Source organism: uncultured Roseobacter sp. (assembly GCF_947495025.1).
Lineage (GTDB): Bacteria > Pseudomonadota > Alphaproteobacteria > Rhodobacterales > Rhodobacteraceae > Roseobacter.
The window spans coordinates 931,003-956,759 of record NZ_CANLXG010000002.1 but is presented as its reverse complement, the minus strand read 5'-3'; the positions used below and the strand labels follow the sequence as shown (position 1 = coordinate 956,759).

The following is a 25,757-nucleotide window of genomic DNA, read 5'->3' as shown; positions in this document are numbered from 1 at the left end:
GCGCGCGGGATGTTTCATTGTGCCAGCAACACCCCGGCTGTCGCGGTCCAGCTCAGCCAGACGGTGTCTTCCCAGGTAAAGCTGCGACGCGACACACGTCGGGTATTGGCAGTCTGCGCCTTGATGACCTGCCCGTCGGGTAACGCGACGTGATAGGTTGAAATGTTTCCGAGATAGGCAATGTCCAGCACCGTGCCCTGCACTGCATTGTCTGCGCCATCAGGGCGTTCTGCATGTATGCTGACCTTTTCGGGCCGGATCGCCAGATGGCACGTCTGGTCCGTGGCAAAGGGTCTTTCGGAAACGGCCACCAGAGGCGGCGCATCCGCCGAATGGGAAATGCTGTAGCGTTGCTCGCCCAATGGCGTCGCGGTTCCCCGGATGATGTTCACGTCGCCGATGAAATCAGCGACATAGACGCTCTCGGGTGCTTCATAGATGTGTTCGGGCGTCGCCACCTGCATGATCCTGCCTTCGTCCATAACGGCAACACGGCTCGCTACGGTCATGGCTTCTTCCTGATCATGGGTCACAATAACAAAGGTCGTTCCCGTTTTTTCCTGGATATCCATCAGTTCGAACTGCGTCGCCTGGCGCAGTTTGGCATCAAGCGCTCCCAGCGGCTCGTCCAGCAGCAGAAGTTTGGGCGCCTTTGCCAGGCTGCGTGCCAGCGCCACCCGCTGTCTCTGACCGCCGGATATCTGATGCGGTTTACGGCGTGCAAATTTTTCAAGGCGCGTGAGCTTGAGCATCTCTGCCACGCGGTCGTCAATGTCGTGCTTTGGCATGTTGCCGCGGCGCAGTCCAAAAGCGATGTTTTCGTACACGCTCAGATGCGGGAACAGCGCATAGGACTGGAACATCATGTTCACGGCGCGTTTGTTCGGTGGCACAGGCGCGATGTCCTGTCCTGCCAGTTCAATGACTCCGCTCGTTGGTGTTTCAAAACCGGCCAGCATGCGCATCATCGTTGTTTTGCCGCACCCCGACGGGCCGAGCAAAGCAAAGAACTCGCGTTCGAATATATCCAGGGTCAGGTCGTCGATCGCAGTAAAATCGCCAAACTGCTTGGTTACATTACGAAAGCGGATCAGTGGTTCTTCACTGGGATCGTCCCAGGGGGCAAAAACGGATTCCGGCACGGTGTGTCCTCTTTTTGCCCGCAGACCGGGCGGATGCAAAAAGGGCGGCCCGCGATGGAGCCGCCCCGATTGTCACAGGCTCAGGTGCCCGATTTGATCTTGGTCCAGAGCCGGGTCACCACCCGCTGAACTTTCGCCGGATAAGGCGTCGTGGTGTAGAGGTTTTCCAGCGTGGCCTCATCAGGATAAATCGCGGGATCACCGATCACGTCTTCGGCCAGCATCGGCTGAGAGGCCAGATTTCCGTTCGCGTAGTAAACGTAGTTTGAGGCATCCGCCATATTCTGCGCATCCATGATAAAGTTCAGGAACGTATGCGCAGCCTCGGGGTTTGGCGCGTCTGCGGGAATGGCCATCTGGTCAAACCACATCAGTGCACCCTCAGACGGTGCATTGTAGGCGATTTCCACACCGTTTTCAGCTTCGGCTGCGCGGTCGCGTGCCTGCAGAATGTCACCGGACCACCCGAAGGCGACACAGATATCACCGTTGGCAAGTGCGTTGATGTATTCGGAACTGTGGAACTTCTGAATATAGGGGCGGACGCCGGCAAGAACCTCTTCGGCCTGCGCGATGACCTCGGGGTCATGACTGTCAGGGTCTTCACCAATGTATTTCAGCGCAGCGGGAATCATTTCAGCCGGTGCGTCCAGGAAATGCACACCGCACTCGGCCAGCTTTTCCATGTTGGAGGGCTCGAAGATCAGGCTCAGCGAACCGACAGGTGCATCTTCGCCAAGAAGCTCCGTGACTTTACCCATGTTCACGCCCAGGCCGGTGGTGCCCCACATATAGTTGATCGAGTAAGCGTTATCGGGATCGTACTGCGCCGTGCGCTGCTCGACCGTATCCCACATGTTCTCAAGGTTCGGCAGTTTGGACGCATCCAGCTTCTGGAACGCGCCCGCAGCGATCTGGCGTTGCAGAAAGGTGCCTGACGGGACAACCACGTCATAGCCGGAACCGCCCGCAAGCATTTTGGTTTCAAGAACTTCGTTGCTGTCGAAAACGTCATAGATCAGGTCGATACCTGTCTCAGCTTCGAATTTTTCCAGCAGAGCTTCGTCAATATAGTCCGACCAGTTATAGACCCGGACCTCATCGGCAACTGATGCAGACGCGACAATCGCCACGGCAGCGCTGCTCATCATGAGTTTCTTCATAGTATACTCCCATTGGTGCAGACCGGGTTGGTCCCGGTTCGGCGGAATTTGATCAAGTTTTGCCTGTCACGGCAAGATGCTTTATGGTTTCATGCGATGAAAGACTGCGCAAGGCACCCACCGCGCGACCCGGAAATAAGTGAAGGCAGCCACATCCAGATGCTTACGAACGAGGCAGTTTCATCCGTCAGACCCCTCGCCAGAAGACCCGCGCACCAGTCTGTCTATGAGCAGCTCCGGGATCTTATCCTTTTCGGCGAGCTTGCTCCCGGACAGGCGGTGACGATTCAGGGACTGACCCGCGACCTCGGCGCCGGCATGACACCGGTACGCGAAGCGATCCGCAGGATGACGTCAAACGGTGCGCTCAGCATGCAGGGCAACCGCCGTGTTATCGTACCGGAGCTGACGGAAAGTTGCATAGAGCAACTTGAATTCATGAGAAAAAATCTGGAGCCTGAGCTTGCGCACCGGGCAGCGCTACGCATCACACCCGCTGCAAAAGATGCGCTGAAAGCGTGTGATGATGCGCTGAATAAGGCCATCGCGCTGGGAGACATCCGAGGGTACCTGACCCAGAACTACCGGTTTCACTCCGGTTTATACGCGGCTGCGGATGCGCCTATTCTGCTGGCCACCACGGATCGGCTCTGGCTGCGGTTCGGACCTTCGCTCAGGGTTGTTTGCGGGCGTTTCGGAACCGCCAACCTCCCGGACAAGCACGCCGAACTGCTCGAAGCTCTCGCTGCAGGAGATCCGGACGCCGCCGCAAGGGCTGTTGTCGGCGATGTTGAGCAGGGGATGCGTCAGATACGCGAGGCACTGCGCGACATCTGAACCCGGCAGTGATTCGATTGACTCTGAAAAATTTGATCATATTCTGCGCACCAACCGGAACCGACCTTTCACCGACTTTGCAGGATGCCCCATGTCAGCGATCACCAACCACCTTCCCACGGCTGAACTCCAGGCACTGGACGCGGCGCATCACATGCATCCGTTCACAACGAACGAGGAACTCGCGTCCAGAGGGGCAAGGGTTATCACCAGAGCGAAGGGTGTCTATCTGACAGACAGCGAAGGCAATGAAATCCTGGACGGGATGGCCGGGCTGTGGTGCGTGAACATCGGCTATGGCCGCAGCGAAATGGCCGAGGTTGCCGCCCGCCAGATGCTGGAACTGCCTTATTACAATACTTTCTTCATGACGACGCATGTTCCCGCAATCGCGCTGGCGCAGGAGATCACAAAACTGGCGCCCAAGGGGATGAACCATGTGTTCTTTGCCGGTTCGGGTTCTGAAGCGAACGACACGAATATCCGTATGGTTCGGACGTACTGGGCGGAAAAAGGCAAGCCCGGGAAATCCCATATCATCAGCCGGAAAAACGCGTATCACGGATCGTCAGTAGGGTCGGGAAGTCTGGGCGGAATGTCCTACATGCATGCGCAGGGCGGGATGCCGATCCCGGGTATTCATCACATCGGCCAGCCTGACTGGTGGTCCGAAGGCGGCGATATGACCCCGGAGGCGTTTGGCCTGATGCGGGCCCGCGAACTGGAAGAGAAAATTGAAGAACTGGGAGAGGACAGGGTCGCAGCCTTTATTGCCGAGCCTGTTCAGGGCGCCGGTGGCGTTGTGGTAGCGCCGGACAGCTACTGGCCGGAAATCCAGCGCATCTGCGACAAATACGAAATTCTGCTTATTGCAGACGAGGTCATCTGCGGGTTCGGACGGACCGGAAACTGGTTTGGCAGCCAGACAATGAACATCCGGCCGCATATCATGACAGTCGCCAAGGGCCTCAGCTCCGGCTACCAGCCCATAGGTGGTTCCATAGTCTGCGACGAGGTTGCCGAAGTGATCGGCGCCACCGAATTCAACCACGGTTATACATATTCCGGCCACCCGGTTGCGTCGGCCGTTGCTCTGGAAAACCTGCGCATTCTGCAGGAAGAGAATGTCCTGACCCATGTTCGCGAAACGGCAGCGCCCGCCCTGCGGGCCGGGCTCGAAGGGCTGCTTGATCATCCGCTGGTCGGAGGCCTGAATATACAGGGACTGATGGCGTCGCTGCCTCTTACGCCCCACAAAGAGAGCCGCGCCGCATTCGTCGGCGAGGCGGGAACCATCGGCTATATGTGCCGCGAACGGTGCTTTGCAAACAATCTGGTGATGCGGCACGTCGGCGACAGGATGATTATTTCGCCGCCGCTTATCATCACGCCCGCGGAAATAGATGTATTCATGCAACGCGCCCGCAAGGCGCTTGACGAAACGTGGTCTGCAGCAAAATCAGAAGGTCTGCTCAGGGCAGCCTCCTGAGCACAGCCACCTTCGGATATGCAGTTTCGTCAGACCAGAACACGTTTGATTTTCAGGAAGGCTACCCTGATAATGCCGGAAACACGGCCAAATTCACTGAAATTATCAGAAATTCGGCGCATTTTACTGAAATCTGACAGTTCAGGCGCTCACTGTGGCTAATTGCTTGCGTACCAGCGGTACAGTGTTGTTAGCTGTGGGCCAAACCAGCGCGGAAAACCGCCAGCTAACGGAACGGGGAGCCACACGTGGCAGACACAAGCAATGCAGACGCGTTCGTCGAATTCGAACGGGTCCAGAAAAGCTATGACGGTGAAAATCTGGTCGTAAAAGACCTTAATCTGTCTATGCCAAAGGGCGAGTTCCTGACGATGCTCGGGCCGTCCGGTTCCGGCAAGACCACCTGCCTGATGATGCTTGCCGGTTTCGAGACCGCCACACATGGTGACATTCGTCTTGACGGACAGTCCATCAACAATATTCCGCCGCACAAACGTGGAATCGGCATGGTTTTCCAGAACTATGCGCTGTTCCCGCATATGACGGTTGCCGAAAACCTGTCTTTCCCGCTCGAAGTCCGCAAGATGGGCAAGTCTGAGCGCGAGGAAAAGGTAAAACGCGCACTGGATATGGTTCAGATGGGGGCATTTGGCGGCAGGCGGCCGGCGCAGATGTCTGGTGGTCAGCAGCAGCGCGTTGCGCTTGCGCGGGCCCTGGTTTTCGAGCCCGAGCTGGTCCTCATGGACGAGCCGCTCGGCGCTCTCGACAAGCAGCTGCGGGAAACCCTGCAGTTTGAGATCACCAATCTGGCGCATGACCTGGGAATTACTGTGGTCTACGTGACGCACGACCAGACAGAAGCACTGACAATGTCAGACCGCGTTGCGGTGTTCGATGACGGCCGTATCCAGCAGCTGGCGCCGCCGGACAAGCTCTATGAAGAGCCCGAGAACAGCTTTGTTGCGCAGTTCATCGGCGAGAACAACACGCTAGAGGGCGTGGTAAAGGAGATGAAGGGCGACCGCTGCCTCATCCAGCTGGACGGCGGTGAGCTCATCGATGCAAAACCTGTGAATGTAACTGCTGCAGGTGACCGCACACGGGTCTCTATCCGGCCGGAACGGGTGGAGTATAACAAGGAACGGCTCAGTCCTGATGCGCATACGCTCAAGGCTGAGGTTCTGGAATTCATCTACATGGGCGACATTTTCCGCACCCGTCTCAGAGTGGCGGGCACCGAAGAGTTTGTGATCAAAACGCGTAACGCGCCCGATGTGGAACGGCTCAGGCCCGGCCAGCAGATCGAGATCGGCTGGCTGCCCGAAGACTGCCGCGCGCTCGACGCCTGAGCGCGCTGAAAGCATGTCGTGTTCCACCAGGACACGACTGGAAAGAGGCGGAGGTCAGACCCGTTGCCCCCGCCCGACAAAAATACCAGACGGGATAGAAACTGGGAGAATGAAAATGAAACTCACCAAGACACTGCTGGCCAGCACTGCACTTACTGTTGCAGCTGGCATGGCAAATGCAGACGGCCACATGGCCAGCGAAATGACAATTGTCAGCTGGGGCGGTGCCTACTCCAACTCGCAGCAGCAGGCCTATCACAACCCCTACATGGAAAAGACCGGCGTCAACATCATCAACGACGAAAGCTCCGCCGAAGCCGTGGCCAAACTGCGCGCGATGAACGAAGCGGGCAACGTCACATGGGATGTCGTCGATGTGGTTGCTGCTGATGCGATCCGCCTGTGCGACGAAGGTCTGGCGATGGAAATCGACCCGGACGAGCATCTCGCCGCAGCGCCCGACGGCACATCAGCCGAAGATGATTTCGGTGACCTGCTGGTTTCCGACTGCTTCATCCCACAGATCGTCTATTCGACAACATTCGGCTATCGCACGGACATGGTCGGCGACACGCCGCCCACATCTGTCTGCGCAGTTTTCGACACCGAAGCCTATCCAGGCAAGCGCGCGCTGGAAAAGCGCCCGATCAACAACATGGAATGGGCACTGCTCTGTGACGGTGTTGCCAAGGAAGACGTCTATGACGTCCTGGAAACGGATGAGGGTCAGCAACAGGCGCTCGACAAACTGGCGACTATCAAGGACGACGTGATCTGGTGGTCCGCAGGTGCTGACACACCTCAGCTGCTGGCAGACGGTGAAATCGTTATGGGCTCGACCTACAACGGACGTCTGTTCTCGGTTATCGAAGAGCAGAACCAGCCGGTTGCGATGCTCTGGGACGCACAGGTGTTCGACCTTGACGGCTGGATCATTCCCGCAGGTCTCAGCGACGAGCGTAAAGCGCGCGCACTGGACTATATCTACTTTGCGACAGACACACAGCGTCTGGCCGATCAGGCGAAATACATCAGCTATGGTCCTGCACGTGCCTCTTCTGCACCGCTGGTCTCCACGCACGCTGAACTGGGTATCGACATGGCACCGCACATGCCGACTGATCCGAACAACGCCAAGAACACGTTCCTCTACAACTACGAGTTCTGGGCTGACTATCGCGACGACATCGACGCGAAGTTCCAGGCCTGGCTGGCACAATAAGCCGCTTCCGGCTCTGAACACGGAAGGGGCGGCCGTCCGCCCCTTTCCACAACACGACAGGGGGAACATACTATGCCCAAAGGCTATATAATCGGCCACATCACTGTGAAAAATCCCGAGGCCTACAAAGAATACGTTGAACGCGACACGCCTATCCTGCTGGGTCTGGGCGGCAGCTTCATCGTCCGGGGCGGCCAGTCGGAAGTGCTGGAAGGCGAAAGCCTGGAGCGCCATGTCGTTATCGAATTCCCGTCGTATGAGGCCGCGCTGGCGGCTTTTAACGACCCCGAGTACCAGGAAGTTGCAGAGATACGCCGACGCAACGCCGAAAGTACGATCATTGTTGTTGAAGGTGCCTGAATGAGCGACGCAACCGAACAATCAGGCCCGATGCTTGCGGCTGACGGGCGACCACTCAAAGCAAGCCTGAACCGCGCGCTGCGCCGCCAGAAGCTGCGGGCTCTGATGCTGATCGCGCCTCTGCTGATATTTGTGCTGGTAACGTTCATTGCGCCGATCGCGGATATGCTGTTCCGCTCGATCGAAAACCAGATCGTTTCTGACACACTTCCGCGCACCACCGCCGATCTGGCCGACTGGGATTCTGAAACCGGTGAACTCCCACCACCTGAGACTTTTGAGGCGCTGTACAAAGACATCTTCATCGCCACCGAACGCAAGCTGCACACCCGGCTCGGGTCCCGCCTGAACTATGAACTGACCGGTGTTTCCTCGCTGTTCCGCAAATCCGGCCGCAAGGTTGAGGATATGGGTGAGGTCTATCAGGACCAGTTCGAGGATCTGAACGATTTCTGGAAGAAGGGCGAAAACTGGAGCCAGATGATGGGCAGCGACGACTGGAACGCTGCCATGGCCGCCTGGGACGACAGGAGCGATACGCCGCAGCCGGTTTTTGAGCCACGCAGCGGCATGGCGCAAATGCTGCCCGAAACGACAGAAATGTATCTCACCTTTGCCGATTTTGTTCAGAACGAAGACGAGGACAACCTGGCAAAAGAAGACCCCTGGGCAATTGTTTACTCTGCGCTCTACACGGATCTGGGCAATGGTGCAGATGTGTCCGGCTATACAGGCCCCGGGTCCCGCGAACTGCAGGAGGCAGAGGCCACAGCAGGGGAATTCGAATTCGTTGATTACCCCGCCGCCTTTGAGGACATCGACGAGGACTGGCTGGATATCGAAGTCTGGCAGACGATTCAGATCTACAGCCCCGAGTTCACATCCGGGTACTTCCTGAATGCAATTGATATGAAAAAGGGCCTCGACGGTGCGGAGATGCGGCCCGAGAACGAACAGCTCTATATCAAGCTCTTTATCCGTACCCTGATCATGTCGCTGGTAATCACGGGCAGCTGCATTCTGCTGGGCTATCCGGTCGCCTGGATTCTGGCAAACCTGCCAGCCCGCACAGCGAACCTGCTGATGATCCTTGTGCTGCTGCCATTCTGGACCTCGCTGCTGGTGCGCACTTCGGCCTGGAAGGTCATGCTCCAGCAACAGGGCGTGATCAACGACACGCTTGTGTGGCTGGGGGTTGTCGCAGACGACAGCCGCCTCGCGCTGATCAACAACCAGACCGGCACGATCATCGCCATGACGCACATTTTGTTGCCGTTCATGATCCTGCCGCTTTATTCCGTGATGAAAACCATCCCGCCCAGCTATCTGCGCGCCGCCAAATCACTGGGCGCCACAAACTGGACGGCCTTCTGGCGGGTCTATTTCCCGCAGTCTGTGCCGGGTATCGGCGCGGGCTCGATCCTCGTTTTCATCCTCGCAATCGGCTACTATATCACGCCGGAACTTGTCGGCGGCACGACAGGGACATTCATCTCGAACCGGATCGCCTATCACATTTCCAGCTCGCTGAACTGGGGGCTGGCGGCGGCGCTGGGTGGTATCCTGCTGGCCGTGGTTCTCGGCCTCTACTGGGCCTACGACCGGATCGTCGGTATCGACAACGTGAAACTGGGGGGCTGAGACAATGGCTGCGCTGACACCAATATCCCGCAAACCCGTTTCTTTTTATGTGCCAACAGTTGCCGCAGGTGGCGCTGTGGCCGGCATGTTCGTTGGTACCGCACAGGGCAGCACCCTGCTGGGCATCGTCGGCGGTGCGCTGATCATGGCGGCCGCGGCCTATGTGCTGACACAGATCATAAAGGCCGAAACGCCCGGTCGATGGGGACTTGCCATTCTGTGCGCTGTGGCCGGCTTTGCACTGGGCGGCCTGCCCGCCGGCCTGATCGGCGCGGCATTCGGCTGGTTCTTCGGGTGGTTCAGTTTCTGGCTCTATGAAGGGCGATACCGCGCCTATCTGGCCCCCTATCTGACACCGGGCCAGGTGCTCTGGCACTATACCTTCCGCGTCATATGCGGCGCTATTCTGGTATTCCTGATCACCCCCATCATTGTCGTGATGCCCCTGTCGTTCAATGCGCAGGACTTCTTTACATTTACACCTGAAATGCTGCGTTTTGATCCGGCAGGTTATTCAATCAAGCACTACGAGGATTTCTTCACAAATTCTGACTGGCAGGGCGCACTGGCGAATTCGGTCAAAATCGCGCCTGCGGCGACGCTGTTGTCAGTGAGTTTTGGCACGCTGGCGGCAATCGGTCTGAGCCAGGCGCACGTGCCATTCCGCCGCGCCATCATGGCCATCCTGATTTCGCCGATGATCGTTCCTCTGATCATCTCGGCGGCTGGTATGTACTTTTTCTACAGCCGGATCGGTCTGCAGGGCACCTATCTCGGCGTTGTTCTGGCGCACGCTGCTCTGGGTATCCCGTTTGTCATCATCACGGTGACCGCGACGCTTGTCGGGTTTGACAACTCGCTGACACGGGCTGCCGCGAATATGGGAGCCAACCCGGTGACGACATTCTTCCGCGTACAGATGCCGCTCATTCTGCCCGGCGTCATCTCGGGCGGTCTGTTTGCCTTTATCACGTCGTTTGACGAAGTGGTTGTTGTGCTGTTTGTCGGCTCGGCCGGACAGAAAACACTGCCCTGGCAGATGTTCACCGGTCTGCGCGAACAGATCAGTCCGACCATTCTGGCGGTCGCGACAATTCTGGTAATCATATCGATCGGTCTGCTCACTGTTGTCGAACTCCTGCGTCGACGGTCGGAACGCCTGCGCGGTATGAGCCCGGGATGATCAGACGTTTTCTTCTGCCTGCTCTGATCTGCGTGCCGGCCTCAGTGGTTGTGGCCGACCCATCCCTTGAATGCAGCCTGACGACATCCTCTCAGGTCGAAACTGCCGACTGCCTGATCGAAGCTGAACAGGCGGCGGAAAGCGCACTGGAAATGATCCTTGGGTTTGCGACAGAATCCGCGCAGGAACTGGATGACGTCGCTGGCCGCGCTTTTGCGGTGCCGGCGCTGGAACAGTCCCAGTCAGCCTGGGCCACGTGGCGCGACGCGGAGTGTAAATATGCCGGTTCTCTTTTCGGTGGCGGGTCCGGCACAGGGATTGAAATACGTTCCTGCCGGATCACGCTGACGCGGGCACGCACCCAGGCATTGCTGGAGCGATTCCGCTGACGCTCAGCGAAGACGCTCCAGCAGGCTCAACGATGCATACCCATCCGGCGTAAGGCCGCGCGACCTCTGAAACGCGCGCACTGCCGCAATCGTATTTGGTCCGATGCGCCCGTCCACCCCCTGCGTACTGAAACCGGCCCGGGTCAGCCTCTGCTGAAGTTCCCGGCGTTCGGCCCGTGTCAGAGCACGTCCATCAGCCGGCCAGTCAGCTTTGAAGGCAGAGCCACCACGGATACGGTCGCTCAGGTGACCCACCCCGATCACATAGGCATCAGCCGCGTTGTAGCGCTCGATTGACCGGAAATTACTGAAGATCAGCAGCGCGACACCATCTGCGCCCGCAGGCAGCAGTAACGACGCCCTGCCATGGTTCGGCACCTGACGGCCCTTCATATCCACCACACCCAGACGCGCCCATTGCGCCGGTGTTTTGGTGATCTTGCGGTTGGCCTGCGAGTAGTCAAACCCGCGGGGAACCTGTACTTCGACACCCCATGGCTGGCCCTTTTTCCAGCCCGATTTATTCAGGTAGGCGGCTGTCGAGGCCAGCGCATCGACCGGATCGTCGGCCCAGATGTCGCGTCGTCCGTCGCCATCGAAATCAACAGCAAAGGCAAGGTAAGAGGTCGGAATAAACTGGGTATGCCCCATCGCTCCTGCCCAGCTGCCGGTCATGTTGCGCGGACTGGTGTCGCCGTTCTGCAGGATCTTCAGCGCAGCAATAAGCTGCTCTTCGAAAAAGGCACCGCGCCGCCCGTCAAATGCCAGTGTTGCCAGCGAACCGATGACATCGTTGCTGCCGCGGAAAACCCCATAGCCGCTCTCCAGACCCCAGACGGCGACAACAACCTCTTTTTCAACGCCATAACGCTTTTCAATCGCTTCAAGTGTCCGGCGGTGCTCTTTAAGAGCGGCTTTGCCATTCCGGATACGCCGGTCAGAGACCGCACTGTCGAGGTACTGCCAGATCGTCTTGGTAAATTCGGACTGGTTTCGGTCCCGTCTGATCACGTCGGGGTCATAGCGCACGTTGCGAAAGGCAGACTGCAGGGTCGCATTGCTGATCCCCTGGGCCCGGGCGCGGCTCTGGAAATTCTGTACCCAGCGATCGAATCCGGCGGGTGATGCGACCTGAACAACCGCCGGTTCGGGGTTGCCCGCGCCGCGCGTCGCAGGCCGGAGTTTCGGTCGGGCGGCCGTCGCCATCAGAGGTACTGCGTTCTGCAAAACCGGTTCAGACACAGATGCGGGCCTTACGACGGGTCGCGGCGACTGGCCGGTGCTCTGAGCCTCTGCCACGCCCGTCAGGGCCAGACCGGCGGTTAAAATACCTGCGCTCCACATCTTACACTGCATGTTGATATCCTGCTGCTCTGTTCGTTTTTAATTAACCCCATTCTAACGAATCCCGGGCGTCAGAGAAAGAATTCAATCCGGGCGGGTGCGGTGTTCTGCCGATTCTGTGATGTTGCAGCGGATCCTTTCCAGGTGTTCGCGCAACATGCTCACCCGTTTCGGGCGGAAACTATTGGCGGTTCTCTCAAAGTGGCTGATCCGGTCGAGCCGGAATGTCCGGAAATCGTGTCGCAGGTGGCACCAGGCCATGAGAACATTACTGCGGTCGAGATAGACAAATCCCAGCGGGTCAACACGCCGTTCGGTCGCCACGCCTTTGGCATCCGTATAGGTCAGGATCACGCTGACCTCGTCCCATGTTGCTTCGCGGAGTTTTGCCACATCAACCTGAATGTCAGGTCTCGGCGCATACCGGTGTGCATCGAGCACCGCGTGCTGCAACCTGTGCGCCTGGCGCGGTGGTACGCGCGCCCGGATTTTCGCCAGTGCTGAAGTTGCGGCCTGCGCCAGTGCCGGATCGGCAATCACGGCCACATCACGCAGACCCAGAACCAGTGCCTCGAGCTCGTCATCCTCAAAGCCAAGTGGAGGCAGTGCCGCATCCTCGATGAGTGTGTAGCCAAAGCCAGCTTCGCCATCGATAACGGCCCCGATTCCCCGCAGCGCTTCGATATCGCGGTAAATCGTGCGCAATGACATGCCCATCTCATCCGACAGGCGGTTTGCGGTGACGGGCGGTGGCAGGCGCCGCAGCGTCTGCATCATCTGAAAAAGGCGGTGTGTTCTGCTCATGTGGTCAGCATATCACAAGTACTGCCAGAAACTGTCAGGACACTTTCTTATTCTGGCGACCCCGAGCAAAGGATTCCCGAAATGATCAATCTCCTGACATACCCCGCCGCCTTTGGACAGTTCTCTGCCAGCCCCTTCTGCACCAAAGCCGCCTGGCTGCTGAACCTGTCGGGGCGCATGTGGCGCCGTGAAGATACTCTCGATCCCCGGATGATGCCGTTTTCGAAACTGCCGGTGATCCGCGTCGAAGACCGTCTGATCCCGGACAGCGAAGGGATTCGCGCGCACCTCGAAGCCGGAGGTGCCAACTTTGACCGGGGACTGTCTCAAGACGACAAGGCCGTCTCGCGTGCCTTCATCAGGATGGCAGAGGAACATATGTATTTTCATCTCGTCCTCGACCGTTGGGCTGATGAGACTGTCTGGCCTGTGGTGCGCGAAACCTATTTTGCCGGTGTACCCGGACTGGTACGGGGTCTGGTGACGCGCCAGCTCCGCGCGAAAGTACTCGCTGGGATGAAGACGCAGGGGCTGGGCCGTCTCAATGAAGTGCAGCGAATGGCCAGAATAGAGCCTGATATTGCCGCCATTACGACGCGTGTACGTCACCGCGAATTCCTTTTTGGCGATCACCCGACATCGGCAGATGCCTCGGTTGCTCCGGTTCTGAGCGCGATACGTGCAACACCCGGAATGACCCTGCTCAAGCGCTACGTCGAGGACAATGCCGTTCTGATGGGCTATCTCGACCGCACAGAACGCGCGATGGGCTAGCGCCTGGTGCGTTTGACCTTACGCTTTGTTTTTGCGGCTTTTGTCCTGGCCTTGGTGCCACGGCGCCGGGGCGACCGACCCGCGGGTGACTGACGTCCGCGGGGCATCGCGGCCCCGTCCAGCGACAAAAGTTCCAGAGCGATGCCACCCGTGACTGGTACGGCCTCGGCCAGGCGTACCGTGACGCGCTGCCCGATACTGATAATGATGCCGGTGTCAGAACCCATCAGCGTTCCGGCCTCACGGTCGAAATGAAAGTATTCGTGTCCGATCGAACGCATTGGCACAAGGCCATCAGCGCCCGTCTCATCCAGCTTCACAAAGACCCCGAACCGCGCGATACCGCTGATCCTGCCGGTAAATTCGTTGCCCACCCGTTCGGACAGAAAGGCCGCCATGTAGCGGTCTGTGGTGTCCCGTTCGGCGACCATAGACCGCCGTTCCGTATCCGAAATATGCGTCCCGGTCTCTTCGAGCGTGTCAAAATCCTCGGGCCGCAGACCGTCTTTGCCCCAGCCATGTGCTGCAATCAGCGCGCGGTGCACGATAAGGTCGGCGTATCGCCGGATGGGCGAGGTGAAGTGCGCATAGTGGCGCAGTGCGAGGCCGAAATGGCCCAGGTTCTGCGGTGCATAATAGGCCTGCGTCATCGACCGCAGCGTCGAAAGGTTAATCAGCTCGGCCTCGTCCGTGCCTGCGGCATCATTCAGCAATCTGTTCAGATGCGCGGTTTTCAGCACCTGCCCTTTGGCAAGGCTGAACCCGCTGGCCTGCGCCGTTTCGCGCAATGCTTCCAGTTTCTCGGGGCTGGGCTCTTCGTGGACCCTGAACAGAAGCGGCACGCGTTTTTCAATCAGAGTTTCAGCGGCAGCCACATTGGCAAGGACCATAAACTCCTCGATCAGACGATGCGCATCGAGGCGGTCCTTGAAGCTGACCGACGTGACGGTGCCATCGTCATCCAGAATGATCCGCCGTTCCGGCAGGTCCAGATCCAGCGGCTGGCGGCGTTGGCGCGCAGCGACCAGCGCGTCATAAGCAGCGTAAAGCGGCTTTAAAACAGTCTCTGTCAAAGGGCCGGTACGGTCATTCGGGTTCCCGTTGACTGCTTCCTGCACCTCTTCGTAGTGCAGCGACGCCGGCGACCGCATCAGACCACGGTGGAATGTATGGCCCAGCTTGTTTCCTGCTGCATCCAGCTGCATACGCACCGCGATACAGGCACGTGGGACACCTTCGTGCAGCGAGCAAAGGTCACCCGACAGCCGGTCTGGCAGCATCGGCACCACGCGGTCAGGGAAATAAGTGGAATTACCGCGCTTGCGTGCTTCGCGATCTAACGCCGACCCGGGCGTCACATAGGCGGCAACGTCCGCAATTGCGACCCAGACAATATGCCCGCCCTCATTTGCCGGATCCTCATCCGCATGCGCATAACAGGCGTCATCATGATCACGGGCATCCGACGGGTCAATCGTAATGAGAGGCAGGTCCCGCAGGTCCTCGCGACCTTTCAGACCCAGCGGCTCCGCCCTGTCAGCCTCTGCCACCACATCATCGGGAAAACTGTCAGGGATACCGTGTTCGTGGATGGCAATCAGCGATACCGCCTTTGGAGCGGACGGGTCCCCCAGGCGATCGACCACCCGCGCGCGCGGACGACCCATGCGCCCTGCGGGACCTGCGAGCTCCGCCTCAACCAGTTCACCGTCTTTCGCACCGTGGGTGGCGTCACCTGCAACAAGCCATTCACTGTCGGAACCTTTATCAATCGGGACAATCCGTCCGCCGTCCGACGTGGTCCGGAAAACACCGAGTATCCGCCTGGGGTTAGACCCTATTCTTCTGATCATGCGCGCCTCATAGTGGTGCGCTTCGCCTTTGATCAGTGTCAGACGCGCCAGAATACGGTCGCCAGCGCCCAGCGCCGGATCGGACGCCCGCGGGATTATCAGTACAACAGGTTCGACACCTTCGCCCTGCCATTCCATAGGCCTGGCAAAAAGATCACCATCGCCGTCCGGCCCGGCGACCTGCAGCACTGCCACGGGGGGCAGGCGATCCGGGTCCTGATAGCTGCGTTTGCGCCTTTCCAGATGCCCTTCGGCTTCCAGCTCTCGCAGCACACGTTTCAGGTCAATGCGGGCCGCACCTTTGATACCGAAGGCTTTGGCAATATCGCGTTTTGCCGTCAGCGCCGGGTTTGCGGTGATCCAGTCGAGTATTTCGGCCTTGGAGGGGACTTTTGTCATGCACCTCAGGTAACACGCGCACTCCGGGACGTCATGCGCAAATCCCTGGCTGTGTCCACATCTGCGAGCATGTCTGCATAAGCGATGCGCATATCAGGCAGTGTCGCCAGAGTATCAGACAGCGCATACTCCGTAGACCAGCGTACCCGCGCAAAAAGATCAGTGGGCAAAGCCCGCCTGCGCGCCATGCCGATCAACCAATAACCCCCGTCGGGCGCAGGTCCGAGTACCGCGTCAGATCCGCCCAGAAGTGTAAAAGCCCGTGCAATCTTTGCGCGGTCAATTCCGGGAATATCGGCACCTATGATACAGACAGGACCCCGACAGGGAAGCGCCAGTGCACGTGACATCCGGTCACCGAGATTTCCGCGCCCCTGTGGTATGCGCGGCAGATCGCGGGGCCAGACCCTGCTGTGAAGCCCTTCGGCATCCGGCGCCACAGCGAGGATCAGCTCCCAGCGCGGATCGCGCAGCCGCCGCAGCAGGGAGCGGGTCTGATGTCGGAACCACCAGGCCGCTGCAGTCATGCCGATGTCGCGACCCAGCCGGGTTTTCACGCGTCCCGGCCGTGGCTCCTTGACCATGACGACCAGGTATTTTTTCATGCAAAATAGTCCCGCAGGATACGCGCGTAGATCGTCTTGAGCTGGCGGATATGCGCCACATCCACATGTTCGTCCACCTGATGCATTGACTGACCCACCAGCCCGAACTCGACGACCGGACAGTGGTTTTTCACGAACCGGGCATCAGACGTGCCACCGCTTGTCGAGAGCACTGGCTTTACACCCGTTTCGCGCTCGACGGCAGCCGCCACGAGGTCAGACAGCGGGCCGGGCGGCGTCAGGAAACTTTCGCCGGAAATTTTGATCCTGAGGTCAGTCTTTACGCCAAATTCAGTCTCTGTTCTGGCGACTTCGTCTCTGATCCAGTCACTCAGTGACGCACCGCTGTGCAGGTCGTTAAACCGGATATTCACCGCTGCACTGCATTCGGCAGGGATCACATTTGTCGCCGGATTTCCCGTATCAACGGTTACGACCGCCAGCGTCGACGCATCGAAATGATCGGTGCCCTGATCCAGTTCATGGCTGGCCAGACGGTCCATCAGACGAACCAACGCAGGCAGCGGGTTGAGCGCCCGGTGCGGATAGGCTGAATGGCCCTGTTTTCCGGTCACTGTGACCCAGGCCGTCATCGACCCGCGCCGCCCGATTTTCATCATCTCGCCCATGACAGAGGGACAGGTAGGCTCGCCCACCAGACAGACATCCATCTTTTCGCCGGCTGTCTCCATATAGTCGAGCAATGCAGTGGTCCCATCGGTTGCATCGCCTTCCTCGTCCCCTGTAATCGCTAGAATGATTGCACCGTCAGGTGGTGTTTCCGTGACGAATTCAACGGCGGCAGCAGCAAACGCAGCCACGCCTGATTTCATATCGGTGGTTCCGCGCCCATACATCACACCGTCGCGGATCTCGGCCGCGAAAGGCGGAGAAGACCATGAGGCTTCGTCACCCACCGGCACTACATCAGTATGCCCATTGAAACCAAAGGTGCGCGCATGTCCCCTGCTCCCCCAGCGCGCAAACAGGTTGGCGATACCGCCGCGATCGACACGGGTGCATTCGAACCCAGCATCTTCCAGCAGTGTCTGCAGAACGTCCAGCGCGCCCTCGTCTGCGGGTGTGACAGAAGCGCAGCGCACAAGGTCGGCGGTGAGAGCAACGGGGTCGGGCCGGGACATATTTTTCTCCAGTATTATCGTACCCCAGAGGGCTAAAAGCTATGCCAGGCAAGCGCAATGCCCGTCGCGGAAGTGTTAAGATTTACTTAACAACTGAAGACGACACATGGTAGCGTCCATAAAACAGAGCAGACGTGACGCGATCCGGGCAAAAAGACCAGGACAGTCACAGAAAACAGCACAAAAGGGCGGGGATGCCCGGAAGGTGCGGAGACGACAGGCATGGTTGCGGCATCAGAACTGCCCATTCAGACAGTCCGCGAAGGCAGCACCGCTGTCTCTATGGCAGAGGCAATCTTTGGCGAAGGGGTCGAGGTTCTGTCCGCGACCTACCGCGGCGACGTCGATTCCGCCGGGATATACAGCAACGGAGATGCAACATCCCCGGGCGTGACCCCCGGGGACAGCGGGATCATCCTGTCTACCGGCAACGCGCAGGACTTTACCAATTCCAGCGGAAGCTCAAACCAGAGCAACGAGACCACCACGAACACATCAGGTTTCAACAACGACAGCCAGTTTAACAGTGCTGCCGGCGCAACAACCTTTGATGGAGCGTATCTCGATGTGGATTTCGTGCCGGAGAACGATCTTCTGACGATGCAGTTCGTCTTTTCTTCAGAGGAATACCCGGAATTTCAGGATTCGATCTATCAGGATTTTGTCGGCGTCTGGGTGAACGGGTCACTGGTGGAAATTGATGTGGGGGACGGCGATGTTGACCCGGGCAACATAAATACATCGAATAACATCAACATGTTCGTCGGAAATATGGACGACGGCTACAATACCGAGATGGATGGTTTCACGATCACGCTTACGCTGACCATGAACGTCAATCCGGGCGAAACAAATTCTGTCCGCATCGGGATCGCCGATGTGTCGGATGCAAACTACGATTCCAACCTGCTGATTGCCGGCAACTCGGTACAGACCGAGGTCATCGCCGTCTCGGACGATGTGAACGTCCTCGCCGACGGTGTCAAAACGCTCGATGTCCTGGCCAATGATAAGAACTATGGTCCGGGCACGCTGACGATTACCCACATCAACGGCAATGCTGTGACAGCCGGTGATACGATCATTCTGCCCACAGGGCAGGAGGTAACCCTGAACGCTGACGGTACTCTCAATGTTGCAGGCGACGGTGACGAGGAGATTTTCAATTTCACCTATGGGATCACCAATGGCGAAACGACCGATGTCGGCTATGTAAACGCGACTTCTGTGCCCTGTTTCCAGGCGGGCACGATGATCGCAACTCCTCTGGGCGACGTTCCTGCAGAGCGGCTGCGCCCCGGCGATCTGGTCCTTACCGCTGATGACGGGGCGCAGCCCCTGCGCTGGAGCGGCACGCGCCGGGTATCTGCAGAAGGCGACTTTGCGCCGGTGCATATCCGGCCCGGGACCCTGGGTGATCACGGGTATCTGGTTGTCTCGCCGCTGCACCGTGTCCTCTTAAAAGATGCGCAGGCCGAGCTGCTGTTTGGCGAGCACGAAGTCCTTGTCGCAGCAAAAGATCTGGTGAACGGCACCAGCATCAGCCGGCGTCCGGGTGGGTTTGTCACCTATGTGCATCTGCTGTTTGACCGCCACCAGGTGATCTTTTCCGAAGGACTGGCGACGGAAAGTTTCCTGCCGGGACCCCAGGCACGTACTGTTTTTGAAGAAGAGGCAATAGCAGAGATCTGCGCGCTTTTTCCTGAACTGGAGCCTGAAACAGGATCAGGGTACGGTCCTGCTGCGCGACCGGTTCTCAAAAAATACGAGGCCGCTCTCTGGCGCGCCGCACACGAGGTCGCCTGAATGACGTGGCTCGCACTCGCAGATCAGAAAGAGCGGCGTTTTTCCCTGCGGGGCATCGGCGCGGACAATGCGGACAGGCGCCTGTACCCCGATGATCCGGATTTTCTGATGACACGCGGCAGTCTTCTTTTTGAAACCCGGCTGTCACCGGACGGTGCACCCCAGGTGTTGCTGTCGTTCAATCGCAGCTGGCCGGAGCAACGCAGCCTGAGTTTCCAGGCAGTCCCCGGTGGGGGTGTCGTTCTGGTCCAGGTTCACGGCGGAGATATTGCCCATGCGGCGCTGACCCACAGTGTTCCCGCGCGTACGGATGTACTGCGCGTGACCTTTGCCTGGGACACGCTGCGCGGGGTTGCGCGGCTTACCGTCGAGCGCCCCGAAGAGGACCAGATCACCACTGTGGATGTCCCCGGTGTGCGGCCGTTCCTGCTGCAGGATCTGCGCGACATGCTGATGGGCCGTGGCGACTGTGTCTTTGCTGGCGATATGGTTTTCGCAGCCCTGTCTGACCGCCTCGAAGAAGTCGGGCCCGTCCCTGGTCTTGATGCGGATGCCATGGTTGCGACCCCGGATGGGTACCGGCCGGTGGCAACACTGCGCAGAGGGGTTACGGTGATATCGCGGGATGGCGACGTCATCCCGGTACTGCAGACCGTTTCACGCCAGATGCCTGCCCGCGGCAGTTTTGCGCCCGTCCGACTGCGTGCGCCCTATTTCGGCCTGCGCGATGATGTTGTGACCACGCCGGATCAGCGGTTGGTCATCGACGGCCCGGAAGTTGAATATCTGTTTGGCGAAGAGGCTGTGCTGGTACCGGCGCGACACCTTCTCAACGGCTTTGCGGCGCGCGCTCAGGTGACCGGCCCGACGCGCACCTATTGCCAGCTGATCCTGCCGGGCCACGAGGCGCTGATGGTTGCCGGCACAGCGATGGAAAGTCTCTGTATCGGGCGTATCCGCAGGTATCCTGAGCGTCTGCGCCACACGCTGCTGTCAGGTTTTGAACGCAATATGCTGCCGGAACATGGCAGGCCATCCTATCGCGTTCTGAGATGGTTCGAGGCCATTCATCTTGCGCGCCAGCGGGCTGCCTGAGGTCTGGTTTCAGCCTTCCGCTGTGTCGAAAAACGGTTCCATCTGGGCGATGATCACCGCGTTTTCATCCAGCGCGCGCTGCATCAGCAGGCGTTCCTCATCTCCGATGTCGTGCCCCTCGACAAGACGTTCTTCGAGCGTGCCATAGCCTGTAACATCCAAGGGTGCAGCCTCGGCCTGTTTGAGGACAGCAACCGTTTCCCGTACGGCCTCTGCTTCATCGACACCGCTGGCAAACACAATCAGCCCTGCGCCTGTTGCCTTGTCCGGCAGACCGTCGCCTTCCTTGCGCCCGATCTGGACGAGCAGTGTATAAACCTGCTGGCGGGAAGTTTTTTTATCAGATGCCATGCACCGTTGTTAGTGTTTGGCGAATGGCACCACAACGGCTTTTTCCATGAGCTCTTCAGCGCTCCAGCCACCATAAGGCTGCCAGTCAAAGAACATCTCGTGCAGATGGCGCACGCCCGCAACGATCGGCAAGCGAAATTCGGGCCGCATCCGCAGATACCTTTCTGCCTGCTCCTGCCAGCGAAAAGCCATTTTTTCGTTCGCGTCCCGTGTTTCGATCGCGTCCAGCAGGACAAGCGCCGTACAGCCCGCATAGCCCGGATGGTCCGGGGTCAGCGAGGCCTTTTCGACGACCTGACCCGGAAACCAGTCGCCGAATTCTGACAGGACACAGCTGCCGTCCAGACAATTATCCAGCGCGCGGCGATGGACCTCAACCGTTTCACATTCAGCCAGGGCGCAGACGTTATCCCGGATCTCGGGCGTCATGGAGCGGGCAATGCGGCGCAGCAACCGCTCCAGGTCTTCGGCATCATAGGTCATCAGATCGCGCGCAGGGACGCGCTGTTCGGGCGTGGCGCGGTGCACGCCCTGCAATCGCCAGAACCCATTCATCAGCGTGGCACGTACCGGCGACGGGCCTTCAAGGTAACGGTCCCGCAGCTTTTTCCAGTTGGACGACAGATCGTCCGTGCCAGCGCCCCCCTGCAAACGATCTGCGATCAGCAGTGCGGTTGCAGTCATAAACGGTCCGATACCGCGATCAGGTGAGGCCGCAAAATTCATCAGATCTCCGTGGATCAGCCTGGCATCCGCAGGCCGCAAGCAGCAGCGCTGGTCAAAGATGACCTTTCGGAGAATGGGTTTTACACCCGGTTTCATAAGAGCCGAGAGCTCGCCAAAACCGGTCGCAGCGATCGAACGCAGGTCAGCAGTTACCTGCAGGACGGGAAAGGATATCTGTGGAGCTGTCTGGCGCATGAGCCCTGCTTAAACAGGCATCCTGGCCGGAATAGTTCACGTCCCCGGCGATTACCGGGAAATCCTGGGGCAGCTCTGCCCCAGGTCTTAATCCGCATTTACCTTAGTCGCGCAGCAACTCGTTGATCGACGTCTTGGAACGGGTCTGTGCGTCCACCTTTTTCACGATCACGGCGCAATAGAGGTTCACGCCGTTTTTCGATGGCATGGAACCTGCAACCACGACCGACCCTGCGGGGACTTCACCGTAGGTGAATTCACCTGTTTCACGGTCGACGATCTTGGTCGATTTGCCGATGAACACGCCCATGCCCAGCACGGAACCCTCGCGCACGATGCATCCCTCGACCACTTCAGACCGAGCACCGATAAAGCAGTTGTCCTCGATGATGGTCGGACCTGCCTGCATCGGCTCCAGAACGCCGCCAATGCCGACCCCGCCGGACAGATGCACGTTTTTACCGATCTGCGCACAGGAACCAACAGTGGCCCAGGTATCAACCATTGTGCCCTCGTCCACATAGGCGCCCAGGTTTACAAAAGACGGCATCAGCACCACGCCCGGCGCGATGAAAGCTGATTTGCGGACCACACAGTTCGGCACCGCGCGGAAACCGGCGGCTTTCCACTCGTCATCGCCCCAGCCTGCAAATTTGCTGTCGACCTTGTCCCACCAGCCGGACCCCTGCGGACCGCCGGACTGCATTTCCATGTCCTTGATCCGGAACCCCAGCAGGACAGCCTTTTTGGCCCACTGGTTTACATGCCAGTCGCCACTGCCCTGCTTTTCCGCGACGCGCAGCGTACCGCTGTCCAGAGCGGCGAGCGTGTCTTCGATCGCATCACGGGTCTCGCCGGTTGTCGCCGGCGTAATCGTGTCGCGGGACTCCCAGGCAGATTCGATCGCGGCTTCGAGCTGTGCATTGGACATGGGCAGTCTCCGTTTTATGAAAATTTCAGGTTGTCGGGCCTATACAAGGCCGGACCCGGCTGTGCAATCGTTCGCGAAAAGCACAGAGCCGTGAAGAATGATCCCGGCCCATTGCATAAGACGGCCTGACATGCGCCCCTGTGGGCAACCGGAATTTCGGAGAATACGATGACGGAACGACGCCATAAACACCCCCTGCGCGATGCGCACACGGACCGTGACGCAGCGCTCACAGTGCCCGACACACCGCAGACCCGGGCTTCTGCATATCGCCTCGCCTTTACAGATCAGGATTTCATGTGTCGCGAGGAGTTGCGACCCGTCCGGCTGCAGCTCGAGCTGCTGAAGCCTGAAATGCTGCTTGATGAACATAACATCGCCAGCACGATTGTCCTCTTTGGCGGCGCGCGTATCCCGCGCCCCGTGGACAAGGACAAGGCACGCACGAAAACGCTGGCAGAGCTGTCTCATTTCTATGATGAAGCCCGCGAGTTCGCGCGGCTGATGACCGTCAGAAGCCTGGAAAGTGACGGGCGGGAGAATGTGGTCGTCACGGGTGGCGGTCCGGGTGTCATGGAGGCGGGTAACCGCGGTGCTCAGGATGCGGGGGGCCATTCTATCGGCCTGAATATTGTCCTGCCACATGAGCAGGCACCCAATGAGTATGTCTCGCCCGAGCTCTGTTTCAACTTCCACTACTTTGCGATCCGCAAAATGCACTTTCTCATGCGCGCGCGCGCGATCTGCGTGTTCCCGGGTGGTTTCGGCACGCTGGACGAACTGTTTGAGACACTGACGCTGATCCAGACCGGGCGCATGCAGCGCGTGCCTGTGCTGCTCTTTGGTCAGGCCTTCTGGGAAAAAATTCTCAACTGGGACGCGCTGGCAGATGCAGGGACAATTTCCGATGAGGATCTGCAGCTGTTCCGGTTTGTCGAGAGCGCGGCTGATGCGATGGAGCTGATCGAGACCTGGGGCGAGGCTCCTGCGCGCGACAGCCTGCCGGGGCGCAGCTGAGAGATCTCACGTACAGGCAAGCGGGCCTTCCTCGAGTTCCATTCTGATCAGCCGGTCCAGATCAGGCGGGCGGATGGCGCCCACGACCAGAGTGCGTCCGATCACGGTGCCCGGCGTGCCCGGAATGCCCAGCCGGCCGCCCAGCTCAAGGCCCAGCGCCAGTTTGTTGATCACCCGCTGGCTGTCGAACTCGCGGCGCAGCATGTCCGGCAACAACCCCAGCGCCTCGGCCATACGGCCCAGCGCAGCCGGTCCTGGCGGCAGGTTGTGATGCCACAGGTACGCGCGCGCTGCATCGCCCGCTCCGAGAAACGTTGCGGCAACAGCTGCACGCGCCGACCTGTAGGACCCCTGCCCGAGCAGAGGCATTTCGTGCCAGACCAGACGTATCGGTGCACCTTCAGTTTCCAGGGCTACAAGACGTTCATCAAGGGTCTTGCAATAAGGACAGTTAAAATCACTGAATACCGCAACAGGCACTCTGGACTGCGTCCATCCCTGAGGACCAAACAGAGACAAACATGGGTTTTCCAGCGCTTTCAGCGGCGGATCAGCCGGTGCTGGCAGGCGATCATCAAGACCGATAAGCGCCACATTCCCGGATGACACCGATCCACCCCTGACACGCCTGAAACCATCAAAACCGGACACCGGCGAAAATTCGAACTCTGATGGCAGACGGCGCAGCACAGGCGGCAGGGCAACAGCGGCGGCGACAAATCCGCCGATTACCAGCGCATCACGGCGGCGCATTAGCGGCCTGCCAGACCCGCTTCGGCTTCGATCTGGCGGCGGGATTTGCGCGCGCGTTCCGTTGCGGATTTCAACTGTCCGCAGGCGGCCATGATATCTTCACCGCGCGGCGTCCGGATCGGTGACGCATACCCCGCCTGATAGACGATATTTGCGAAGGCCCGGATACGGTTGTTCGACGACCGCCTGTACGGTGCGCCCGGCCATTCGTTGAACGGGATCAGGTTGATCTTGGCCGGGATCCCTTCGATCAGTCTGATCAGGCGGTGCGCATCCTCGTCGCTGTCGTTCACACCGTCGAGCATCACGTATTCGAAGGTGATCCGCTCGGAGTTGCGACCGCGCGGATACGTGCGCAAAGCCTCCAGCAGGGTCTCGATGTTCCACCGTTTGTTGATCGGCACGAGTTTATCGCGCACCTCGTCCGTCGTTGCATGGAAACTCACGGCCAGCTGACAGCCGATCTCGTCCGCGGTGCGTTCGATCTCGGGCACCACGCCGGAGGTAGACAGCGTAATCCGGCGGCGCGAGAGCTGAATACCCTCTTCGTCCATCGCGATCTTCATCGCGTCGCGCACGTTCTCAAAGTTATAAAGCGGCTCGCCCATGCCCATCAGAACGATGTTGCTGAGCAGGCGCGTTTCGTTCTTTGGCGCACCCGGCTCCGGCCACTCGCCCAGATCATCGCGGGCCACCAGGACCTGGCCGATAATTTCACCAGCCGTAAGGTTGCGTACCAGCTTCTGCGTGCCTGTATGGCAGAACGAACAAGTCAGCGTGCAGCCCACCTGGCTTGAAATGCACAGGGTGCCACGCCCCTCCTCGGGAATGTATACGACCTCGACTTCATGCCCTCCGGCAATCCGCACGAGGTATTTGCGCGTGCCGTCATCGCTGACCTTGCGGGTCACCACTTCTGGCACCTCGATCACAAACTTTTCTTTCAGATCAGCGCGGTACGCTTTGGCCAGATTGGTCATCGCGTCGAAATCCCGCACACCCCACTGGTAAATCCACTGCCAGATCTGGCCTGTGCGCATCTTTGCCTGCTTTTCAGGTGTGCCAGCCTCAATCAGTGCCTCGCGCATCGCCTGGCGCGTGAGCCCGACAAGATTGACCGGCCCTTCCGGCAGTTTGCGCGGAATGGTATGTACGTCCTGTGTGATCGGCGCGGTGGCAGACATCTG

General features: G+C 59.1%; 24 protein-coding genes. 12 read left to right on the top strand and 12 right to left on the bottom strand.

The features are described 5' to 3' along the window. Positions 1-14: 14 nt before the first annotated feature. Positions 15-1,142, bottom strand: coding sequence for an ABC transporter ATP-binding protein (locus Q0792_RS12850; RefSeq protein WP_298841086.1), 1,128 nt, complete (start codon positions 1,140-1,142; stop codon positions 15-17). An 80-nt stretch (positions 1,143-1,222) separates the two neighbouring features. After that, positions 1,223-2,305 (bottom strand): polyamine ABC transporter substrate-binding protein, encoded by a 1,083-nt coding sequence (locus tag Q0792_RS12845; protein WP_298841084.1) that lies wholly within the window; start codon positions 2,303-2,305, stop codon positions 1,223-1,225. A 159-nt stretch (positions 2,306-2,464) separates the two neighbouring features. Here Q0792_RS12845 and Q0792_RS12840 point away from each other — a divergent pair, with 159 nt between their 5' ends. The 8 genes from Q0792_RS12840 to Q0792_RS12805 all read left to right on the top strand — a co-directional run bounded on the left by Q0792_RS12840 (position 2,465) and on the right by Q0792_RS12805 (position 10,775). After that, a complete protein-coding gene (locus Q0792_RS12840) occupies positions 2,465-3,142 on the top strand; it encodes a GntR family transcriptional regulator (RefSeq protein ID WP_298841081.1) in 678 nt (225 codons plus the stop codon). A 91-nt stretch (positions 3,143-3,233) separates the two neighbouring features. Next, positions 3,234-4,631 (top strand): aspartate aminotransferase family protein, encoded by a 1,398-nt coding sequence (locus Q0792_RS12835; RefSeq protein ID WP_298841079.1) that lies wholly within the window; start codon positions 3,234-3,236, stop codon positions 4,629-4,631. A 248-nt stretch (positions 4,632-4,879) separates the two neighbouring features. Continuing rightward, entirely contained in the window at positions 4,880-5,980 is a 1,101-nt protein-coding gene (locus Q0792_RS12830; protein ID WP_298841076.1) for an ABC transporter ATP-binding protein, read from the top strand. Between the two features lie 115 nt (positions 5,981-6,095). Beyond that, on the top strand, positions 6,096-7,202 hold the full coding sequence (locus Q0792_RS12825) for an extracellular solute-binding protein (RefSeq protein ID WP_298841074.1): 1,107 nt from the start codon (positions 6,096-6,098) through the stop codon (positions 7,200-7,202). Positions 7,203-7,274: 72 nt separating this feature from the next. Further along, positions 7,275-7,562, top strand: coding sequence for a DUF1330 domain-containing protein (locus tag Q0792_RS12820; protein ID WP_298841071.1), 288 nt, complete (start codon positions 7,275-7,277; stop codon positions 7,560-7,562). After that, positions 7,563-9,203, top strand: coding sequence for an ABC transporter permease (locus Q0792_RS12815; protein ID WP_298841068.1), 1,641 nt, complete (start codon positions 7,563-7,565; stop codon positions 9,201-9,203). It abuts the gene before it with no gap. A gap of 4 nt (positions 9,204-9,207) precedes the next feature. Next, positions 9,208-10,386: an ABC transporter permease gene (locus tag Q0792_RS12810; RefSeq protein WP_298841065.1), complete on the top strand. Its 1,179-nt coding sequence runs from the start codon at positions 9,208-9,210 to the stop codon at positions 10,384-10,386. Further along, positions 10,383-10,775 carry a lysozyme inhibitor LprI family protein gene (locus tag Q0792_RS12805; protein ID WP_298841062.1) on the top strand — a complete coding sequence of 131 codons (393 nt, stop codon included), beginning with the start codon at positions 10,383-10,385 and terminating at the stop codon, positions 10,773-10,775. Before Q0792_RS12810 ends, Q0792_RS12805 begins: the two co-directional genes overlap by 4 nt. Before the next feature lie 3 nt (positions 10,776-10,778). Here Q0792_RS12805 and Q0792_RS12800 read toward each other — a convergent pair whose 3' ends face one another. Together Q0792_RS12800 and Q0792_RS12795 are read right to left on the bottom strand one after the other, a co-directional pair. Next, positions 10,779-12,131: a lytic murein transglycosylase gene (locus Q0792_RS12800; RefSeq protein WP_298841060.1), complete on the bottom strand. Its 1,353-nt coding sequence runs from the start codon at positions 12,129-12,131 to the stop codon at positions 10,779-10,781. Between the two features lie 72 nt (positions 12,132-12,203). Continuing rightward, positions 12,204-12,923 carry a YafY family protein gene (locus Q0792_RS12795; RefSeq protein WP_298841059.1) on the bottom strand — a complete coding sequence of 240 codons (720 nt, stop codon included), beginning with the start codon at positions 12,921-12,923 and terminating at the stop codon, positions 12,204-12,206. An 81-nt stretch (positions 12,924-13,004) separates the two neighbouring features. Between Q0792_RS12795 and Q0792_RS12790 the strand changes: the two genes are divergently transcribed. Further along, positions 13,005-13,697, top strand: a complete 693-nt coding sequence (locus Q0792_RS12790) for a glutathione S-transferase family protein (RefSeq protein ID WP_298841056.1) — start codon at positions 13,005-13,007, stop codon at positions 13,695-13,697. Here Q0792_RS12790 and rnr read toward each other — a convergent pair. The 3 genes from rnr to dapE are packed head-to-tail and all read right to left on the bottom strand — an operon-like array spanning position 13,694 to position 17,696. Continuing rightward, positions 13,694-15,949 carry a ribonuclease R gene (rnr, locus tag Q0792_RS12785; RefSeq protein ID WP_298841053.1) on the bottom strand — a complete coding sequence of 752 codons (2,256 nt, stop codon included), beginning with the start codon at positions 15,947-15,949 and terminating at the stop codon, positions 13,694-13,696. The genes Q0792_RS12790 and rnr overlap by 4 nt on opposite strands. A gap of 5 nt (positions 15,950-15,954) precedes the next feature. Then, positions 15,955-16,554, bottom strand: coding sequence for a TIGR04282 family arsenosugar biosynthesis glycosyltransferase (locus tag Q0792_RS12780; protein WP_298841049.1), 600 nt, complete (start codon positions 16,552-16,554; stop codon positions 15,955-15,957). Further along, positions 16,551-17,696, bottom strand: a complete 1,146-nt coding sequence (dapE, locus tag Q0792_RS12775; protein WP_298841047.1) for a succinyl-diaminopimelate desuccinylase — start codon at positions 17,694-17,696, stop codon at positions 16,551-16,553. Before dapE ends, Q0792_RS12780 begins: the two co-directional genes overlap by 4 nt. 222 nt (positions 17,697-17,918) lie before the next feature. Here dapE and Q0792_RS12770 point away from each other — a divergent pair, with 222 nt between their 5' ends. Further along, a complete protein-coding gene (locus Q0792_RS12770) occupies positions 17,919-19,502 on the top strand; it encodes a Hint domain-containing protein (RefSeq protein WP_298841044.1) in 1,584 nt (527 codons plus the stop codon). Then, a complete protein-coding gene (locus Q0792_RS12765) occupies positions 19,503-20,597 on the top strand; it encodes a Hint domain-containing protein (RefSeq protein WP_298841042.1) in 1,095 nt (364 codons plus the stop codon). Between the two features lie 9 nt (positions 20,598-20,606). On the opposite strand, the gene Q0792_RS12760 is transcribed toward Q0792_RS12765, so the two are convergent. The 3 genes from Q0792_RS12760 to dapD all read right to left on the bottom strand — a co-directional run bounded on the left by Q0792_RS12760 (position 20,607) and on the right by dapD (position 22,800). Next, the gene (locus Q0792_RS12760) at positions 20,607-20,948 is read right to left on the bottom strand and encodes a hypothetical protein (RefSeq protein WP_298841039.1); all 342 of its coding nucleotides are present in this window, start codon (positions 20,946-20,948) and stop codon (positions 20,607-20,609) included. A gap of 9 nt (positions 20,949-20,957) precedes the next feature. Further along, positions 20,958-21,869, bottom strand: coding sequence for a hypothetical protein (locus Q0792_RS12755; protein ID WP_298841036.1), 912 nt, complete (start codon positions 21,867-21,869; stop codon positions 20,958-20,960). Positions 21,870-21,972: 103 nt separating this feature from the next. Next, positions 21,973-22,800 carry a 2,3,4,5-tetrahydropyridine-2,6-dicarboxylate N-succinyltransferase gene (dapD, locus tag Q0792_RS12750; RefSeq protein ID WP_298841034.1) on the bottom strand — a complete coding sequence of 276 codons (828 nt, stop codon included), beginning with the start codon at positions 22,798-22,800 and terminating at the stop codon, positions 21,973-21,975. Positions 22,801-22,968: 168 nt separating this feature from the next. Between dapD and Q0792_RS12745 the strand changes: the two genes are divergently transcribed. Then, complete coding sequence (locus tag Q0792_RS12745; protein WP_298841030.1) at positions 22,969-23,817, top strand: TIGR00730 family Rossman fold protein; 849 nt, start codon at positions 22,969-22,971, stop codon at positions 23,815-23,817. A 6-nt stretch (positions 23,818-23,823) separates the two neighbouring features. Here Q0792_RS12745 and Q0792_RS12740 read toward each other — a convergent pair whose 3' ends face one another. Together Q0792_RS12740 and rlmN are read right to left on the bottom strand one after the other, a co-directional pair. After that, complete coding sequence (locus tag Q0792_RS12740; RefSeq protein ID WP_298841027.1) at positions 23,824-24,570, bottom strand: DsbA family protein; 747 nt, start codon at positions 24,568-24,570, stop codon at positions 23,824-23,826. Beyond that, entirely contained in the window at positions 24,570-25,754 is a 1,185-nt protein-coding gene (gene rlmN / locus Q0792_RS12735; protein ID WP_298841024.1) for a 23S rRNA (adenine(2503)-C(2))-methyltransferase RlmN, read from the bottom strand. The genes Q0792_RS12740 and rlmN overlap by 1 nt, the downstream gene beginning before the upstream one ends. Between the last annotated feature and the right edge of the window lie 3 nt (positions 25,755-25,757).

What these genes read in the sequence shown, in the direction of transcription:
- Q0792_RS12845 (WP_298841084.1), bottom strand. Translation starts at nt 2,305, where the DNA reads ATGAAGAAACTCATGATGAGCAGCGCTGCCGTGGCGATTGTCGCGTCT.
- Q0792_RS12840 (WP_298841081.1), top strand. Translation starts at nt 2,465, where the DNA reads ATGCTTACGAACGAGGCAGTTTCATCCGTCAGACCCCTCGCCAGAAGA.
- Q0792_RS12835 (WP_298841079.1), top strand. Translation starts at nt 3,234, where the DNA reads ATGTCAGCGATCACCAACCACCTTCCCACGGCTGAACTCCAGGCACTG.
- Q0792_RS12825 (WP_298841074.1), top strand. Translation starts at nt 6,096, where the DNA reads ATGAAACTCACCAAGACACTGCTGGCCAGCACTGCACTTACTGTTGCA.
- Q0792_RS12820 (WP_298841071.1), top strand. Translation starts at nt 7,275, where the DNA reads ATGCCCAAAGGCTATATAATCGGCCACATCACTGTGAAAAATCCCGAG.
- Q0792_RS12815 (WP_298841068.1), top strand. Translation starts at nt 7,563, where the DNA reads ATGAGCGACGCAACCGAACAATCAGGCCCGATGCTTGCGGCTGACGGG.
- Q0792_RS12810 (WP_298841065.1), top strand. Translation starts at nt 9,208, where the DNA reads ATGGCTGCGCTGACACCAATATCCCGCAAACCCGTTTCTTTTTATGTG.
- Q0792_RS12805 (WP_298841062.1), top strand. Translation starts at nt 10,383, where the DNA reads ATGATCAGACGTTTTCTTCTGCCTGCTCTGATCTGCGTGCCGGCCTCA.
- Q0792_RS12800 (WP_298841060.1), bottom strand. Translation starts at nt 12,131, where the DNA reads ATGCAGTGTAAGATGTGGAGCGCAGGTATTTTAACCGCCGGTCTGGCC.
- Q0792_RS12795 (WP_298841059.1), bottom strand. Translation starts at nt 12,923, where the DNA reads ATGAGCAGAACACACCGCCTTTTTCAGATGATGCAGACGCTGCGGCGC.
- Q0792_RS12790 (WP_298841056.1), top strand. Translation starts at nt 13,005, where the DNA reads ATGATCAATCTCCTGACATACCCCGCCGCCTTTGGACAGTTCTCTGCC.
- rnr (WP_298841053.1), bottom strand. Translation starts at nt 15,949, where the DNA reads ATGACAAAAGTCCCCTCCAAGGCCGAAATACTCGACTGGATCACCGCA.
- Q0792_RS12780 (WP_298841049.1), bottom strand. Translation starts at nt 16,554, where the DNA reads ATGAAAAAATACCTGGTCGTCATGGTCAAGGAGCCACGGCCGGGACGC.
- dapE (WP_298841047.1), bottom strand. Translation starts at nt 17,696, where the DNA reads ATGTCCCGGCCCGACCCCGTTGCTCTCACCGCCGACCTTGTGCGCTGC.
- Q0792_RS12770 (WP_298841044.1), top strand. Translation starts at nt 17,919, where the DNA reads ATGGTTGCGGCATCAGAACTGCCCATTCAGACAGTCCGCGAAGGCAGC.
- Q0792_RS12765 (WP_298841042.1), top strand. Translation starts at nt 19,503, where the DNA reads ATGACGTGGCTCGCACTCGCAGATCAGAAAGAGCGGCGTTTTTCCCTG.
- Q0792_RS12760 (WP_298841039.1), bottom strand. Translation starts at nt 20,948, where the DNA reads ATGGCATCTGATAAAAAAACTTCCCGCCAGCAGGTTTATACACTGCTC.
- Q0792_RS12755 (WP_298841036.1), bottom strand. Translation starts at nt 21,869, where the DNA reads ATGCGCCAGACAGCTCCACAGATATCCTTTCCCGTCCTGCAGGTAACT.
- dapD (WP_298841034.1), bottom strand. Translation starts at nt 22,800, where the DNA reads ATGTCCAATGCACAGCTCGAAGCCGCGATCGAATCTGCCTGGGAGTCC.
- Q0792_RS12745 (WP_298841030.1), top strand. Translation starts at nt 22,969, where the DNA reads ATGACGGAACGACGCCATAAACACCCCCTGCGCGATGCGCACACGGAC.
- Q0792_RS12740 (WP_298841027.1), bottom strand. Translation starts at nt 24,570, where the DNA reads ATGCGCCGCCGTGATGCGCTGGTAATCGGCGGATTTGTCGCCGCCGCT.
- rlmN (WP_298841024.1), bottom strand. Translation starts at nt 25,754, where the DNA reads ATGTCTGCCACCGCGCCGATCACACAGGACGTACATACCATTCCGCGC.